Origin of the sequence: Methanohalophilus sp. DAL1, from assembly GCF_001683555.1 — an archaeon.
In the GTDB taxonomy this organism is placed as follows: Archaea; Halobacteriota; Methanosarcinia; order Methanosarcinales; family Methanosarcinaceae; genus Methanohalophilus; species Methanohalophilus euhalobius.
This window is the reverse complement of the sequence record NZ_MAFX01000004.1, coordinates 1-17,422: the sequence shown is the minus strand read 5'-3', so window position 1 is coordinate 17,422 and position 17,422 is coordinate 1. Positions and strand designations below refer to the sequence as shown.

16 protein-coding genes are annotated in these 17,422 nt (G+C 44.1%); 14 read left to right on the top strand and 2 right to left on the bottom strand.

Annotated features, from left to right (window positions below):
- Positions 1 to 69: 69 nt before the first annotated feature.
- Positions 70 to 1,089 (bottom strand): S-methyl-5-thioribose-1-phosphate isomerase, encoded by a 1,020-nt coding sequence (locus A9957_RS01080; protein ID WP_096712757.1) that lies wholly within the window; start codon positions 1,087 to 1,089, stop codon positions 70 to 72.
- 83 nt (positions 1,090 to 1,172) lie between these two features.
- Between A9957_RS01080 and A9957_RS01075 the strand changes: the two genes are divergently transcribed.
- The 9 genes from A9957_RS01075 to A9957_RS01035 all read left to right on the top strand — a co-directional run bounded on the left by A9957_RS01075 (position 1,173) and on the right by A9957_RS01035 (position 10,022).
- Positions 1,173 to 2,996, top strand: a complete 1,824-nt coding sequence (locus A9957_RS01075) for an HD domain-containing protein (protein ID WP_292342872.1) — start codon at positions 1,173 to 1,175, stop codon at positions 2,994 to 2,996.
- A 9-nt stretch (positions 2,997 to 3,005) separates the two neighbouring features.
- A complete protein-coding gene (locus A9957_RS01070; RefSeq protein ID WP_096712755.1) occupies positions 3,006 to 3,758 on the top strand; it encodes a tRNA (adenine-N1)-methyltransferase in 753 nt (250 codons plus the stop codon).
- A 121-nt stretch (positions 3,759 to 3,879) separates the two neighbouring features.
- Entirely contained in the window at positions 3,880 to 5,358 is a 1,479-nt protein-coding gene (locus A9957_RS01065; protein ID WP_128754350.1) for an aminotransferase class I/II-fold pyridoxal phosphate-dependent enzyme, read from the top strand.
- Positions 5,355 to 6,374 (top strand): cobalamin biosynthesis protein, encoded by a 1,020-nt coding sequence (locus tag A9957_RS01060; protein WP_292342870.1) that lies wholly within the window; start codon positions 5,355 to 5,357, stop codon positions 6,372 to 6,374. Before A9957_RS01065 ends, A9957_RS01060 begins: the two co-directional genes overlap by 4 nt.
- Positions 6,371 to 6,958, top strand: a complete 588-nt coding sequence (gene cobZ, locus A9957_RS01055) for an alpha-ribazole phosphatase CobZ (protein ID WP_096712753.1) — start codon at positions 6,371 to 6,373, stop codon at positions 6,956 to 6,958. The genes A9957_RS01060 and cobZ overlap by 4 nt, the downstream gene beginning before the upstream one ends.
- A complete protein-coding gene (gene cobS / locus A9957_RS01050; protein ID WP_292342868.1) occupies positions 6,955 to 7,782 on the top strand; it encodes an adenosylcobinamide-GDP ribazoletransferase in 828 nt (275 codons plus the stop codon). The genes cobZ and cobS overlap by 4 nt, the downstream gene beginning before the upstream one ends.
- Entirely contained in the window at positions 7,767 to 8,384 is a 618-nt protein-coding gene (locus A9957_RS01045) for an NTP transferase domain-containing protein (protein WP_292342866.1), read from the top strand. The genes cobS and A9957_RS01045 overlap by 16 nt, the downstream gene beginning before the upstream one ends.
- Before the next feature lie 13 nt (positions 8,385 to 8,397).
- Positions 8,398 to 8,772, top strand: a complete 375-nt coding sequence (locus A9957_RS01040) for a hypothetical protein (protein ID WP_292342865.1) — start codon at positions 8,398 to 8,400, stop codon at positions 8,770 to 8,772.
- A gap of 521 nt (positions 8,773 to 9,293) precedes the next feature.
- Positions 9,294 to 10,022 (top strand): ATPase domain-containing protein, encoded by a 729-nt coding sequence (locus A9957_RS01035; protein ID WP_292342863.1) that lies wholly within the window; start codon positions 9,294 to 9,296, stop codon positions 10,020 to 10,022.
- 11 nt (positions 10,023 to 10,033) lie between these two features.
- Here the strand turns inward: A9957_RS01035 and radB are convergent, their stop codons facing one another.
- Positions 10,034 to 10,711, bottom strand: coding sequence for a DNA repair and recombination protein RadB (gene radB / locus A9957_RS01030; RefSeq protein ID WP_096712748.1), 678 nt, complete (start codon positions 10,709 to 10,711; stop codon positions 10,034 to 10,036).
- 329 nt (positions 10,712 to 11,040) lie between these two features.
- Between radB and A9957_RS01025 the strand changes: the two genes are divergently transcribed.
- The 5 genes from A9957_RS01025 to A9957_RS01005 form a co-directional block, all read left to right on the top strand.
- The gene (locus A9957_RS01025) at positions 11,041 to 11,295 is read left to right on the top strand and encodes a glutaredoxin (protein ID WP_072358872.1); all 255 of its coding nucleotides are present in this window, start codon (positions 11,041 to 11,043) and stop codon (positions 11,293 to 11,295) included.
- 166 nt (positions 11,296 to 11,461) lie between these two features.
- Complete coding sequence (gene nrdD / locus A9957_RS01020) at positions 11,462 to 13,690, top strand: anaerobic ribonucleoside-triphosphate reductase (RefSeq protein WP_292342914.1); 2,229 nt, start codon at positions 11,462 to 11,464, stop codon at positions 13,688 to 13,690.
- Complete coding sequence (locus A9957_RS01015; RefSeq protein WP_096712745.1) at positions 13,668 to 14,486, top strand: anaerobic ribonucleoside-triphosphate reductase activating protein; 819 nt, start codon at positions 13,668 to 13,670, stop codon at positions 14,484 to 14,486. Before nrdD ends, A9957_RS01015 begins: the two co-directional genes overlap by 23 nt.
- Before the next feature lie 203 nt (positions 14,487 to 14,689).
- Positions 14,690 to 15,679, top strand: coding sequence for a thiamine-phosphate kinase (thiL, locus tag A9957_RS01010; protein WP_292342861.1), 990 nt, complete (start codon positions 14,690 to 14,692; stop codon positions 15,677 to 15,679).
- 21 nt (positions 15,680 to 15,700) lie between these two features.
- Positions 15,701 to 17,422 (top strand): S-layer protein domain-containing protein (locus A9957_RS01005; protein WP_292342859.1); only part of this gene is annotated, 1,722 nt, incomplete at its 3' end.

Genomic DNA, 17,422 nt, shown 5'->3' with positions numbered 1-17,422 from the left:
ATTCTTCCAGCTCTTTCCTTTTGTTTACTTGTACCCTGATTGTATTTTATACTTTAAAAGCTTGCGCCCTCATGTTCTTACTTCATCTATCAAAAACGGTGGCCTGAAGATTCCTTTTTCTGTAATTATCGCCTCAATATATTCCATCGGTGTGCTGTCAAAAGCAGGATTGATTACCGGTACATCTTCAGGTGCTATCTGTACTCCCTGCATGTAGCGCAATTCATCAGGATCTCGCTCTTCTATCTTCACACTACCTTCCCATCCCTTGAAATCAAATGTTGAGGCAGGAGCTGCTACATAAAAAGGAATTTCGTGTTCCATGGCCACTATCGCATGGTTGTAGGTCCCGATCTTGTTGAATACAGCATCTTCTGTAATACGGTCTGCCCCGACGACTACTTTGTCCACAAGCTCGTGGCGCATTACATAACCACTCATGGAGTCCGAGATTAGTTTGACCGGGATATTGTCCTGCATCAACTCCCAGGTCGTAAGCCGGCCTCCCTGGTTCAAAGGCCGGGTCTCACATGCGATCACATTGATGTCTTTTCCCTGTTCCACAGCGGAGCGTACCACTCCCAGGGCTGTGCCCCAGTCCACACAGGCCAGTCTGCCGGCATTACAGTGGGTCATTACGGTATCCCCATCTTCCAGCAGGGAAGCACCATGTTTGCCGAGAGTTTTGTTGATCTGCACATCTTCATCTGCAATGGCCTGTGCTTCGTTGAGAGCTATGTTCCGTATGCCTTCAGTGTCGTAGGCTTCAGAGACTGCTTTGACCACCCGGTTTACTCCCCATCCCAGGTTTATAGCTGTGGGTCGGGTTGCCAGGATGATCCGTGCGGCATTTTTGAGATCTTTCAGGAGGCTTTCCATGTCATTTGCACTGCTGAGTTTGCTGGCAAGGGCAATACCATAGGCACCTGCTGCTGCCAATGCGGGTGCTCCCCTGACCCGCAATGATTTGATTGCTTCACACAGCTGGGCCAGATTTTCACATTCGATCTCCCTGTATTCGACAGGCAACAGGGTTTGATCGATCATTCTCACGGTAGAATTCTCAGCATTCCATTGAATTGTTCTCATTATTTTCTCTCTGGTGATAATTAATTAAGTCTGGTTGAGATATTTTACACCTTTATATATATCTTCCACCTAAATACACATCCATGGTCAGTTCAAGGGCGATTCATGATCCTGTGCATAAAACTATCCTGTTGACTCCTCTCCAAAAGGAACTGGTGGAAACTCCTCAGGTGCAGAGGTTACGTTCCATACAGCAGCTCGGTCTTGTTGATATCGTTTATCCGGGTGCGAAGCACAGCAGGTTTGAACATAGTCTGGGTACCATGCATATGGCATCCCTGATGGCCGATGCCCTGTCTCTGCCGCAAGAGGATAAAATGAAAGTAGAGGTTGCAGGTCTTTTGCACGATGTAGGTCACTCTGCATATTCTCATGCCGTGGAAGATGTCCTAAAACGCAATCCTGATATTAAGCCACAATATGGTGGTATAATTAGGGAAAACCACGAAGCTTTCAGTGAATATGTCATAAGAAATTGTTTTGCAAACAACGGTAATATTGCGAGAATAGTTGAGGAAGAGCTGGGTCAGGATTCTGTTGATTTTTTCGATCAAATCGCCCTCATGGCAACAGGTAAATCCTCTTTTCTGGAAAAGCCCTATCTGGGACAGTTAATATCCGGTGACATAGATGCGGACCGGATCGATTTTTTGCTTCGTGATTCGTATCACACCGGTATATCCCTGGGTTTAATAGACGTGGACCAGATAATACAGAACCTGAGCATCCGCAATGGCAATATCGTACTGGGCAAAAAGGATGGTTGCAGTTATGATGAAGATATGACATTGACGGTTGCTGAATCAATGCTCATAGCTCGTGCACATCACTATAATGCTATAGTGCATCATCCTCATACCCAGTCTGCCAGGATTATGTTATTGCGATCTCTTGAAAATGCTCTGGCTATATTCGGGGAAAAGAAAGATGCAGAATCTGTGAATAAACAGGTGGGTTTGTTTTTCACTGAATATAATGATGCTGACTTGCTTTATTTCATAAAAACATATGGCAACGATCAGGCACAACATCTTATCAGTTCAGTCCTTGCGGGAAATATCTGTGACCCTATTGTGCGATTTAACCAGAAAACCCTCAACCCGGCAACCCGCATGGCCCTGTCTACAATAGCCCGGCATGGTGTGGCCAAGAAGATGTTCGAGGAGCAGCTTGAAAAGAGAATTGGGGACGTTTTTGCAGATTTGAGTGTTGCCAGCGGTGTGCCTCGCAGTACAAGGGTTGTTGTGAACGGTGAGGATAGTTTCTTTTACGATGAATCTGCCCTTGCAAACGGTCTGGTCAGGGCGATTTCCAGGCAACTGTCACTGGTTGTTTTTTCTCCGATTGATGGTGTAGGATGCCCAGAAGCTGCACAGCTCAAGGATGTTGTAGGCCATACTGTTGACACCCTGTCTCCTCAGTTGCTGAGATTTATACGTCAGGAAAATTACCTACCGATAGAGGGGCTGATATTGTTGTTCTATACCGTTAATTCCATCTTCTGGAAAGAGGAAGATGGCTTTGTCTCAATTCCCCGTTTACGTAATATAACCTGGATATATCGCATGGTCCAGCGGTTCAGTGAAGATGTCAGCCTTCGTAACCTCTTTGATTATGAATTCCATTGGGACTATGGTTTTCCTTACAGCAACAGGGTTTTTGAGAACATCCAGCTGCTCGTGGCAATGGGTATTGTGGATGAAGACCTGCGTTATTATGAAAAGAATAACAGGTTCCACCAGCGCTATGAGTATGTCCTGACGATGCACGGAGTTAAATATGGGAAACAACTTTCAGAAGCCTACGGCCCTGAATTCAGAGAGCTTACAAAAATTCTCCGGCAGGATAAACACTCTATACCCCGGGATATTGTAACGATTCCTGCCCGCCGTTATCAACAACCCTGAGGTGCATGTATGAAAGAAAATGAAACGGTGCTTTTGCGCACCCGTCATAAAGACAAATTCCGGGAATATCTGACCACAGTTTCGGGCAAACAGTTCCACTGTGAATTTGGTATTGTTGAAACGGCCGACTTGCTGGATATAAAACCCGGCGGCACCATTGTGTCCCATATGGGTCAGCAATTCTCTGTCATCAGGCCCCGGGCTCCGGATATGTTCAGACTTGCAAAACGCACGGGGGCACCTATCATGCCCAAGGATGTGGGCCAGATTATTTCCCATGCAGGTATCAATTCTTCTGACAGGATTCTCGAAGCCGGTACGGGCAGCGGTGTGCTTGCAATTTATCTGGGTTCTGTAGCAAAGGAAGTGATCAGCTATGAGATACGTGAGGATTTTGTGAAGAATGCCCGGGCCAATTTGTCCATGGCCGGCCTTTCCAATGTGGAAGTTCGCTGCGGGGATATTGTGGATGTGATGAAGCAGGGCAGTGATTTTTTCGATGTTATAGTACTTGATATTAAAGATTCGGCAGAATCTGTCAGGTATGCCTGCTCCAACCTGCTTGCCGGAGGTTTCCTTGTTGTTTATTCACCTTTCATTGAACAGGCAAAAGCCGTATACCTGGAAGCAGTGAAGGCAGGATTTTACAGTTTAAATACTCTTGAATGTCTGGAAAGAGAGTTATCTGTATCCGAAAGAGGCACAAGACCCGCACCATCAAGGGTGGGCCACACCGGTTATCTAACCTTTGCCAGAAAATGATCAAGGGTAGATTAATCTTTTTTATTTTTCATGATGTTTCAGGACTAATTATTCTGAAGCATAGGAAACTCAATTTGATTAATTTAATATAGGTTCTATTCATTAGTTTATTTCGATTAACGTGTCTGATAAGGGATTATGGAAAAAAGAAATTGAATCAATCAGGAAACCTTTAGAAGATGGGCACAGAATTGCTCTGGAAAAAGGTATTAGTGAAACAGCTATAATTGATTTTAGTTCAACATCCAATCCTCTGGGCAGTCCCATTGATTATCCGGATTGCAAACTCTGCCTGGAGGATATTTTTTCCCGTGTGGAATCCATGTATTCCCAATTCCCCGATAATGAATATTCAGAATTAAGGTCAAGTGCTGCCGAATATTTTGGAAATAATATTGCTGCTGATAATATTGTTCCTGCTCTGGGAGTTGAAGATGTAATACGCATGGTATTTTCCTCGGTAATTGAAACCGGCGATACCGTTCTTCTGAACAGGTCTCAGAATCCGGCCGATGAAAAACATTGTATAATCAGTGGTGGGGAAGTGAACTATGTTTTTGAGGACGACTTAAAAAACATATCTTCAGCTTTGCTTACCAAAGCAAAAATAATCATGCTCACTAACCCGGATAATCTTTCAGGCCAGCTTTATTCAAAAACTGATTTAATTTCTCTTCTGCAACGCTGTAATGACCATTCTACCCTGCTGGTGGTTGATGAAAGTCTGTTAGACCTAACGGACGTATCTGCAACTTTGGCAGATGAAGTTCCTTCTTTTAACAATCTTTTAGTGATACGCTCTCTGAAAGATACCTTTTCGCTTCCCGGAGCAGGAATTGCTTTTAGTATTACTAATGAGAAGTTTGCAATGATTCTGAATAGGGTACGCAATTGCTGCAATATAGGGCCAATGGATGAAGCAGTCGCTATATCCTTATTGAATATGCCTTCTGATATTGTGAATGATTATCTAACTGCCTCAAGGCAATTTGTCCGGGAAAACCGCCGCTACCTTATGGAGCGCCTGGGCAAGGTGCGCAGGTTCAAAACGCATGAAAGTAATACATCCTTTGTCCTTGTGGATATAAGTGCTGCAAGCCTGGATTCGGTTGAATTGACTCACAGACTCGCTGAAAAGGGTCTTCTTGTAAGGGATTGTTCCGACTTTTATTCCATGGACTGTAATTTTATCAGGGTTTCGGTGAGGCCAAAAGAGGATACTGATAGGCTTGTGGAGGCTATAGGGACAGTTGTAGTTGACAGTGCCCGGGATAGTGCCATGGAGAATCTTAACCAGATACTGGACGAAGAACCTGTAAAGCCTCTTGGTGCGAACAGGGCATGTCCCTATTATCCCTGCCATTTCAAAGGGCAGGATTGCACTTTCTGCTTCTGTCCCTTTTATCCCTGTGGGGATGAGCGCACAGGAGGCAGGTGGGTCTGTCGCTCAAGCGGAGGTAAGGTGTGGAGTTGTGAAAAATGTGGCTTGGTTCACCAAAAACCAACTGTCCAGAAACTGCTTGATGTCCTCAAAGGTGAAGGAGAGATGGAAGACAAACTCAAAAAGGGCTGGGATGAGGTAATGGAGCCCCTATTATGATGGATTTTATTTTTGCCGGTTATATGCATATGATTTATGTGCTTTTATTTGCTGTGTTAATTGATCTTGCAGTTGGGGAACCTCCGGCTCGCCTGCACCCGGTGGTCTGGATCGGGACACTGATTGGCATTTTTAAAAAGCACATTCCTTCATCGGGAAGAAAAACCTATGGTGTTTTCATGGGTATTTCATGCATTCTTTTTGCATCCCTTATTGCCTATATTGTACTTTTAGTGTCGAATCAATCCCTGGTTCCTGAACTTGTGGGTATAGTTATTGAAGCCTATTTCCTCAAAAGCACTTTTTCAATTCGCAGATTGTTATTTGCCGGAGAAGAAGTTGCATCATCTCTGGAAGTTGGGGCCCTGGAGGAAGCCAGAAAACAACTTTCTATGTATGTAAGCAGGGACACCTCCAAACTTAGTGACTCCCATGTATCTTCTGCTGCCATAGAAACCGTGTCCGAGAATTACGTAGATTCTGTTCTCTCTCCCCTGCTCTATTATTCTGTAGCAGGTCCCTTCGGTCTGATAGCAGCTTATGCCTTTAAAGCTGTAAGTACCCTTGATTCCATGGTTGGCTACCGGGATGAGGCACACAGGGAAGTTGGGTTCTTCTCGGCAAAACTGGATGATGTACTTAATTGGATTCCTGCCCGGATCTCCCTGTTTTTCATCTGGGTAGCTGCATTTTTCCTGAACATCCTGCCAAAAAATATGTCTTTTGATCCTTCGGGCGCATACTACTGTTCAAATAAAGATTGCAAGGTTCCGGATTCTCCAAATTCAGGATATCCAATGGCAGCAGTGGCAGGGGCTGTAGGTGTCAAACTGGAAAAACCGGGAGTTTATGTACTGGGAGAGGGACTTGCATCCCCGGGTGCGGAATCTATTAAAAGGGCAAACCGGCTTGTAGAAGGAGCCGCTCTTATATCTATAGCGTGCTTTTCACTTGTAATTATGTTTTTACAAACTTTTTATGGAAATTTATGTAATCTGGTCAAAGTGATACTATGAAACTGTCTGATGTAGAATCCAGGAATACAAAAGGAGAACAGCCCGAAGAAGCTGATACCGGTTATATTTATGATATTATGGATATCCTGAAGGAAGAGGGTATTACTGAAGAGGCACTTGTGGAAGCCTCAATGGGACTTTACACACCTCATCCGGGAATCGAGACTCGTGAAAAGGCAGAAGCCCTTTTTATAAGGGAACTTCGTCTTGCGATTTCTGATCCCAACCTTTGCATGCTGATCTATTCCGGTATCCTGCTTGAAAGAGAGGGTCGCAATGGGACACTGCCTAACATAAGTCGTGATTCCTATGAAAGGGATCTGACCTTCCTGATAGCTGATGAGGTACTGGGTATGAGCATTTCCAAATATATCAGTGGGGACAAGGGAATGTTTGAGTTTGTCAGGTTCGACAAACAAAAACCGGGTATACTTGCAGAACTCGGTCCTTTCATGGATGATGTCATCGGTGGACTTATCGGAGGAGTTTCTGCCAATATGTATACCAGGGGAATGGCAGAGATTGACACTTCTAAAAATAAAGATGATGACGAAAAACATGGCGGTGGTGTGATAGCCGGATGAGCGGATTTCTACTCGCAGCCAGGACGGGTTTTGGTTTCTTATCGACAATTCCCGTGGGAATAACCATGGAAGGCCTTGATGAACTGGTTAAACGAAGTTACCTGTTTGTCTTTACGGGTATTATACTGGGTCTTTTGATTGGCATGTTTACAGGAATTGTGGAGTATGTATTCCCCGCCAATATTTCCGCAGCCCTGGTTATTGTTTTTATTTACTATCTAACAGGTCTCAATCATCTGGACGGGCTGTCTGATTTTGGTGACGGGTGTACGGCTCACGGTTCCCTTGAAAAGAAGATCAAGGCCCTTAAGGATATGTCACTGGGTATAGGGGGGGTGGCATATTGTGTCATAGGCCTGATTTTGCTCTATGCCAGTATTTCCTCTCTTCAGCAGCAGATATACATGACAGGTGCCATATCATCGCTGCCTCAGTGGGCACTTTTGCCCCTGTCCCTGCTTGTGGCGGAGATCGGTGCCAAACAGGGTATGCTTACAATAGCAGCTTTTGGCAAATCGATCCATGAAGGCCTGGGTTCCATGGTGATCGACAAAACAGATGTTGGTAAATATCTGGCTGGCCTGATAATGGGTGGTATTGTATCTGTTCTCGGGTTGGGTTTAATTGGTCTGATAGGTTTTGTGGCAGCCATATTGGGGGCTTTCGGGGTTCTCAATGTTTCCAACAGGCATTTTGGTGGTGTTAACGGGGATTGTATTGGAACCGCCAATGAAATTGCCAGGCTTACTTCTTTGATTGCCATTACTATGGCGCTATTTGCCATCAATGCAGGTTACGGAGGTCTTTCATGGATGCTTTTATAATGGCTGGTGGACAGGGTTTACGTCTGGGTATGGATGAGAAACCCTGTGTAGATCTTCTGGGTAAGCCCATGATATGTTATGTTGTGGATGCCCTGGAGGAATCTGAGAGTATTGGTGATGTTTATGTGACAGTGTCTCCTTTTACCCCTCACACAGAAAGAGTTGTACAAAATTGTTATGGAGGTAATGTTAAAACCATTGATACTGCCGGTGATAATTATGTTGGAGATATGGTTTATGCTGTGGAGCAGGCTAAAGTTGCAGAGCCCCTGATGGTAATCATGTCCGACCTGCCCCTGATAACAGCCGGTCTTATCGATTCCATTGTGGAGGAATATTACAGGTGTGGAAAACCTTCAATGTCGGTATTTATACCCCTTTCCCTGTGTAAAAAGATAGGTTTGCGTCCGGATACCGTTTTCAACTGGAGTGGAAATCTCATAGTCCCCACTGGGATAAATATCCTTGACGGAAGCAAAATCCGGGAGGAGCAGGAGTATTATAATTATCTTCTGGAAGATCCTGAAGTAGCCCTGAATGTCAATACTGCAGAGGACCTGCAGCGTTGCACTGATATTCTGGAAAAAAGGCAGAATAAATAATTCGGGGTTCTCTATGACAAATTGTGTCAATATTAAGGGCAAGGATTATTCTCTGGATATATTAGGGCTTATTGTGGGTACGCAGAAACTGGAGGTCACAAATTCTTTCGCTGAAGAACATCTCTTGTTGTGTGAAGTTTTGGACAATCCTTTTATTCTTCCTTTTTTCCTTGAAAAGTTCTATACTATGGACATAAAGGATCCTGAAAATTTCCGGTTGGCACTGTGGAGGGTACAGGTTGATTCAGATCTGCGTCTTGGAGAGGATATAAGTAAACATCAACAACGCAGTTATGTTACGCGCACACTGGAAAAATTACTTTTCAGTGAAGTGTTGCTTGAAGTTGTTGCAGAACCGGATACGTCTGATGAAAGCGGTTTTTGTTAAATTCCAGGGAAGATACATGAATTTTTATATCAGGAATCCGGCTCTGTAGAAATCCTCATTTGAATAATTACTGAAATAGAATATGTCCTGTCTATATTTCTGTAATATTACGACGGTATACCATTAAATCACAGATTTAATGAGAGTTCCATATTGGAAATCTGGAACAAAATACATTCATCCCCAATGTATTTTGTCTATCCAGAATTACATTGGGGACCTTTTCTTATAATAATAATAATAATAATAATAATAATGTATTAGTGGAAATTAGAGGAAAGGGTTTTCTACAGAGCCCAGAATACCCCTTTGCGTAAGCTACGGGGATGAATGCGTACCAAAAGTATAAAAATATTAATTACATAATGTAATGCATAAGTTTACGATAACCAAGTAAGCTTAATATATTTAAAGCACCGTAGGAACTACGGGTAGAGCCTGCGGACTTGTTTTTCGTTGGGAAAAGGTATGAAGCAGGAAGCATCATGCGTAAGTGTGGTGTGGTTCACAAGGTGTTTCAAATGGAGGAGACGACAATTCCTGAAAGAGTTAGTACTGGTATTAAGGGACTGGATGAGATGCTCAAAGGTGGGTACTTTAAAGGTACTGCAAATGTTGTTTCCGGGAAATCAGGAACCGGTAAAACAATTTTTGGGTCTCAGTTCATTTATGAAGGGGCAAAGAACGGGGAGAAGGTGATGTGTATAATCACATCGGAAGAATCCAAATCCATTGTTCGGGAAATGAAAGCATCCTTTGACTGGGATTTTAAGAAACTTGAGGATGATGGCTTACTTTCTTTTGTGGATATCACCGAGCCGGGGCTTCGTCTCCAGAAAAGTGTGGAAATCGCACCCTCAGAGCTTATTAAGAGTTTCAAAAAACTAATTGAAAGCAAAATAGATGATGTGCAGCCTCAGAGGGTATTCATTGATTCAATTGAAGCCCTATTCCTTGCCATAGATTCAAATTACAAACTGAGAACCCTCATAGATGATGTGTTTGGTGTCCTGCGCAGCCGCGATGTAACTTCTGTGATTTCAGTTGGCAAGATGTTTGGTCTTGATGAGATGGTGGAATATGGTGCGGATTCTGTAATCAAACTGGAACGTGTCAGGGTGGGTAATAATCTCCAGCGTACCATCTTTGTTATGAAAATGAGAGGTTCAAGCACGATTAATGAGGTGCGTGTGCTTAATATTTCGGATAATGGGATGTCGGTGCTTGCCCAGTCTCCGTATCTGGAGTAAATCTTCTTATTTTACTTCAGTCCTTCCTGGGTTATTGTGAATTCCCTGCTCAATCCTTCCGGACGGGAGCGATGTTTGAGCAGGTTGGCTTTTCTTTTGTTCTCACCTGTGCGCTCAAGCTGAATTATGGTTTTTGACATGTGTTCGACCGTACTGCCACCCACAGGTTTCAGTTTGCCCGTTCCTATGTCTGAATAGACCTGGTTTGTGATAACGACCACAATTCCTCTCTTGCGGGCCAGGCCGTGCAGATAGCCAATCTGATTGGCAAGTTCTCTGCGGGTGCGGATGCTTTTCTCTTCATCTTCAAGGCCAAACCGGTAATAAGCAGTTGCTGAGTCAACAATTATAAGTCCGATGTTCTGGGCACTTATTTTTTCTATCTCGTGGATTGCAGAATACTGTTCCTCGAAACTGTGGGGTTCGTAGATGATTATGTTCTGGGCGATTTCCCTGGCATTTTCACCTGCTATCTGACTGAATCGTTCCGGGGAGATTGCCTCAGTATCAACAAGAATTGCTTTTTTCTCATTCTTTACACAATGGACCGCAAGCTGGAGGCAGAGGTTTGTCTTTCCGCTTCCGGATTCTCCATATATCTGGGTCACAATTCCTGCTTCGAACCCACCTCCAAGCAGTTCATCTATGGGCTTGCACCCTGATGTAAGTAAGTCGGTTATATTGTACACCTCAATTGGTTCAAGTTACTGCTATTATCGGTGTTTAGGTTATACATCTTTTGGAAACGTTCTTATTTGTTTGTTACCAGATCGGATAATGCAATAAATTCAGAACATTTAGATTATTTTATTGTATATCACATTTGTTACCAGGCACATTTTAGTGTATCCAGACATAGGCTGAAAAAGCATTATAAATGAATGAATCCTATTTCGTATCTACTCACTGTGGGAAGCCAGTCGTTTAGGGGAAATCAAAACCGGATTCATGATTGTTGATTCCTTTCTATCTTCTTTGGCTCTCCTGATGGTGTTTATTGTTACAAGGATGGAGTATCATGTCTGAAATTATTATCTATACCACCGATGTCTGCCCGAAATGTGCCCGTCTGAAAGCGACGCTAAAAGAGAATAATGTACAGTTTGAAGAAGCAGATATGACTTCTGCGGAAGCACTTACCGAACTGCGCATAAATGGTGTCTTTACAAGTGAAGCACCTGTATTGCAGATAGGGGATGATTTCCTTACATCTGACAGTATATTCAAAGGCAGTGATGTGGATATGGATGTCCTTCAGGATTTGCTAAATTAAATGGGGGCTTAATATGGATTCTATGGCAGAAGAAATTGAAAAGAAAGTAAAAAATACCGATATAAGCGGTGTCCCTGAGGACACCATCCCTTCGTCCAATATTGTTGAAACTACTTCCGAATCATCTCCAAGACAGCAGACTCTTGACGGTAGTTTTGTTTCAATAATGCCTAAAGTCAGGACCACTGACGGACACATGGTTGAATGGGATCGCAATATCGTTGTAAACCAGCTGCTAAAAGAAACCTCTCTCAGTGAACGTTTCCATGGGATCCCGGCTATCACCCGGGATGAGGCCCTTGGTATAGCAAAGGAAACGGAAAAAAGAATTCGTAGTATGAATCTCAGATTCCTCTCCGGCCCGCTAATCAGGGAAGTTGTTAATATGGTCCTGATTGAGCGCAATGATGTGGAATGGCGTAATATTTCCACCAGGGTAGGTACTCCTGTTTATGATGCCTGCGAGATCGATATGGGTACCGGCTTTGAAGCCAAGGAAAATGCCAATCTCCAGGAGAATGCGGAAACCTCCCACAAGAAAAAGGCCGACAAAATCTCCAAGGAACAGTATCTTCTACTTCTGCCACCCAAACTTTCCGATCTTCACCTGAATGGTGATCTGCATATCCATGATCTGGAATACATGGGAACCCGGGCTTTCTGTCAGGACTGGGATTTGAGATATTTCTTCTATTATGGACTCATGCCGGATGGTTCCGGTGCCAAGGCCAGTGTTGCCGGTCCTGCAATGAAAGCTGAAGTTGCAGTTCTTCATGCGGTAAAAGCCCTGGGTAGTGCCCAGACGAATTTTGCCGGAGGTCAGGGATTCTATAATTTCCTTACGTTCCTTGCGCCCTTTTTAGAGGGTAAGTCCTACAAGGAGATCGAACAGCTGATGCAGATGTTCGTTTATGAGATGACTCAGATGATGGTAGCCCGGGGAGGACAGCTTGTTTTTTCCTCCGTACAGCTTTCTCCCGGGGTCCCAAAACTCTGGAGAGATAAACCTGTAGTCTATCGTGGACGTGTCTGGGATGGTTCGGATGGTAGTGACGTAAGGGTTTATGGTGAGTATGAAAGAGAGGTCCGCCTTGGCTTCCAGGCACTTATGAATGTCATGCTTGAAGGTGATTACTGGGGTAAACCCTTTAATTTCCCCAAACCGGAGATTTCCATTGAGCCTGATTTCATGGAAGAGGATGAGATGTTCAATCGTGCCCATCCAGAACTTGCGACCTATGATGATCTTTATAACCTGACATTCGAACTGACCGCCAAGTTTGGCACTCCTTACTTTGATAACCAGCTTCCTCCTTACAGGGGTGCAGGTGAAGGAATCTCCTGTTACCAGTGCTGTGCCTATCAGTTTTCGGCAAATGCAGAAGATGATGATGAATTTGATGAAAAGCTCAACTTCACGGACGGAAAACACTTTTCCATGGGTTCCTGGCAGGTTGTTTCCCTGAACTGCCCAAGGGCTGCCTACAAGGCACAGGGTAATGATGAGGAACTATTCTCAAGACTTAAGGGTTTGATGGACAGGGCAATTGAGGTATTCCAGACCAAACTCAAATGGATGACCCCGATCATTGAATCCGGCAGGATGCCTTTTGCCACACAACAACCCAAGGATCCGGTTACCGGTAAGAAAGGTGCTGTTGCTGTTGATATGGATAGTCTTGTGTTTACCATCGGTGTGGTGGGTATCAATGAGATGGTCCAGTACCATACAGGCTCCCAGATGCATGAGTCAAAAGAGGCTTTCAAGATTGCAGTCAGGGCAATGACAGAAATGGAAATGCATGCCCGCAAGATTTCAGAGGAACACGGAATTGAGATAGCTCTTGCACGGACGCCTGCTGAAACTACCTGTCAGAGATTCGCTGTTTCAGACCTGCTTCATGATGAGTACAGGGAAATGGCTGCTTCGGTTCTCAAGGGAGATGTGGGATCCTCACTTTCCAGTCTAAGGGAGACACATGACCTGCCTGTGTATTACACCAATGGTACACATGCACCACCGGGCGCAGACCTGTCCCTGATGGAGCGGATCAATGTGGAGCATGTATTCTTCCCTATTGTTGATGGGGGTAATATCATGCACATCTGGCTTGGTGAAGGCTCTCCCGATGCAAAGGGACTGAAAGACTTTACCATGCATCTTGCACGCAACACCCAGACCGGTTACTTTGCTTTTACAAAGGATATGACTGTCTGTATGAATGATTTCCATATGATGTCCGGATTGCAGGACAGTTGTGAGAATTGTGATTCAGATAATGTGGAGCACCTTTCCAGGGTTACCGGTTATATCCAGTCTGTAGGCGGATGGAATGCTGCCAAGAAACAAGAACTTGCGGACAGGATGAGATATGGCTCAGCAGACATGCGTTGAAGATTTCGAGGTAAATTTCGGGGACTATGTCCCCCTTTCTACCCTCGATTGGCCGGGCAAGGCTTCCGTAGTTTTCTTTTTAAGGGATTGTCCTTTCAGGTGTCCCTACTGCCAGAATTATTCTATTTTGAATGGTTATGAGCTGGTCGAAAGTTCCCAGATAAAACAGTTAATGGAAACTTCCCGTCCCTTTGTGAGTTCTGTAGTAATTTCCGGTGGAGAACCCCTGCAACAGGAGCAGGCAGTTTCCGGAATCGCTCAAATGGCCCGGGATATGGGACTTCTGGTCGGGATACATACCAATGGTGTATACGCTGATGTTTTAGAAGACCTTCTCGAAAAGGAATTGGTTGATGGTGTTTTCATCGATGTCAAAGCCTCTCTTGAAAATGCCGAGGATTATGGCAGGATGATTGGTTATGGTTCCTATCCTTCTGTGACAATTTCACCGGCAGATGCTGTGAATAATGTGCAACGTTCCATAAAATTGGCTATGGAAAATGGACTCTTGCAGGAATTAAGGACAACAGTGCTGCCGGGTTTTATGGATAGTCCCGGGGATATTGAATCGATTGCTTCTTCTATTGCTAAATGTGCTGGCAGAGATGTTGCCTATTTTATCCAGCAGGGTGAAACGGAACATTCAATGGACAGGAACCTGAGGGATCTGTCTCCCCTGAGCCGGGATGAACTTTTATCTCTGGGTTATGCTGCAACTTCTTTCCTGAATAATGTCTGTATACGTACAGGCAAAAATGGCACTGAAAAAATAACTTCAGATCAGTCTGCAGTTTAAGTAACCTCTTTATATGTGTCGGCAGTACCTTTATAAGATATAGTTGTGAGAAGCGTATCTGCTGAATCATTGCCTGTCCTGGCGGTACTTGATCTGCAGGTGTGCTTTCTGGCTTTTTCCGATGCCTTCTGATTTCGTAAACCGCAACATGCGTATTGCTGCTATCATGCGAAAGCAGGCACTGGATATTTCCGGAGGTTTCGATGGTATCAATGATAAAGGATATTGATGAACGCGCATTTATCGCACAGCTGGCTTCAGTTTTTGGCAGGGGAAAAGATGAATTAAAGGTGCCTGCCGGGGATGATGACTGTGCGGTCCTTGAATTTGGCGGGGAGTACCTTGTAGTTACTACGGACATGTTGCACCAGAGGACCGATTTTCCCGATACAATGACTCCCTGGCAGATCGGCTGGATGGCTGCTGCGGTGAATTTCAGTGATATTGCTGCAATGGGCGGCCAGCCTCTGGGTTTGCTTGCAGCGGTGGGCTATCCCCCAAACATGTCTCTGGAAGACTCCAGGGAAATTGCCCGGGGAATGCGGGATTGTGCAGAATTCTGCGAAACTTCGGTAATCGGAGGAGATGTGGATTCCCATGAGGAACTTACCATCACGGGAACTGCTCTGGGCAGGGTTTCCAAAGAAGAACTTCTCACCCGTAAAGGGGCAAAACCGGGAGATCTGGTTTGTGTTACCGGCACCCTTGGGGCAGCCGGGGCAGCCCTGAAAGCCTATCTGAAAAATATGGATATTGACAGCGATTTCATGAAACCCCTTCTGGAACCCGTACCCCGGATTGCCGAGGGCAGGATGCTTGCAAAAAGCGGTGCTGTGACCTCTGCCATGGATACCAGTGACGGGCTGGCACTGTCGCTGTATGATCTTGCTTCGGTCAACGAGGTGGGGTTTGTCCTGAGGAAAGAATTGCTGCCAGTAGACAGGCGTGTGTTTGAAATTGCTTCAAGCAAGCAAGAAGCCCTGGAACTGGCGCTGTATTCAGGCGGGGATTTCGAGTTATTGGTAACGATTCCAAGGAAGAGTTTCAAGGCATTACAGACCGAATCATATTTAACTGTTGTAGGAGAAACTGTTGACATTGATGCGGATATTAACTTAATCGGCAAAGATAAGACAAACTTTGCTATTACTCGAAAAGGCTATTTACATATAGGAACATCAGATCGGATATGATTATACAAAGGAGATTATGGTATGAAAACCGGATTTAAGATTTTATTGATAGGATTGATGTGCATAGGGATACTATCAGGGGTTGCCCTTGGTGCACCTATGATAGACGAAGACCCGTCTGGTAATAGTGCAGAAAGTGAGTACGGCATTTCCCAAGAATTTGCTGTCAACCTGAATGAAAGTTCAAATGTCAGCTGGTACATTAATGGCTCTTCAGTTGATTCTGCAACAAATGTTACTAGTGACACTTATTCTAACAGTTCTGCAGAAGTAGGCATTTACAATGTAACGGTTATGGCAGAAAGTGTGGCAAATGGAGAAACATCTTCTTATGAGTGGATTTGGGAAGTATATTATCCAGAACCTCCAGAACCCCAAATAACCTCTAACGACCCTACTTCTCCAACTTCCAGCTATACTGGTGTTCCTAAAACATTTTCTATTGAAATTGATCAGAATGTGAACGTGACTTGGCAAATTGATGATGTCAATCTTACAACCAATGAAAGTGTCACATCTGCTTCATATACAAATTCTTCTGCACCTGTTGGCAACTATACAGTAAAAGCAATTGCAGAAAATGCTAACGGTTCAGATGAGTTCTCATGGAATTGGGAAGTTTCTGAACCTCCTGAACCCCAAATTAAAAATCCAATCCCTTCTGGTACAAGTGTGACTAATAATACCGGAGATTCTGCTACATTTTCTATTGAAATAAGTCAATTTGCAAATGTTTCTTGGTTGCTGAATGGCTCTGAAGTGAAAAATAAGACCGATGTAGACACCTCATTTTATGAAAATTCTTCAGCACAAGAAGGTGTATTCAATCTGACTGTTCAAGTCAACAATGATAATGGTTCAGATGATTTCTCATGGGATTGGGCCGTAAGTAATGAATCTCTAAATATAGATGAATCAAATCCCGATTCTGATCCTGTTTCCAGCGAAGTAGATTCCATTGAATTCAACATCTCCACAAATCAGAACTGTGATGTTGTATGGTACATCAATGGTACTGAAGAAAAAACACAATCAGGTGTTTCTGAATCTAGCTATGTGAACGATTCTGCTATACCGGGTACCTATAATGTAACTGTTAAAGGTAGTAATGTTAATGGAACTGTTCAAAAGACTTGGATATGGGAAGTTAATTCCGCCACTTACGAATGGGGCAACCGTATCTGGGATGAAGAAGCAGACCAATCCACCACTTACACCTGGGATGGCCGCAGTTTCTCCGGTTTCTACTATGACCTTGACACAGGCGACACTTCCGAGTCAATGACAATTGAGATTGATGTCGATGGTCGTGAGATAAAGGAAAATGACCTTGTGTATAGTACCGAGCCTATATCCAAGGAATTTGAGTACACTGGCTGGGACAATTACCAGATCATAGGCTTCATGGCAGAGCGATATTTTGCTGGTTATAAAAATACATCTGCATCTATTGTAGATAGCGACCTCAGCCTGATGTCAGACGGCATCTTAGCAAAGGTTCTTCTGGATATAGATGATGACGAATCCATCTACTCCGGGTCATCTCTGGCTCTTGAGGAAGGTTACAACCTCAATATCCAGCAGGTGGACGTAAACGGGAACAGCGTATGGATGAGCCTGACCAAAGATGGAGATGAGGTAGATGATGCAATCCTTTCCTCCGGTGATACCTATGTTTATGAAAAGGACCTTGGGGGTGTGGAAGATGTACCCTTAATTGCAGTACACATTGATAGCGTATTC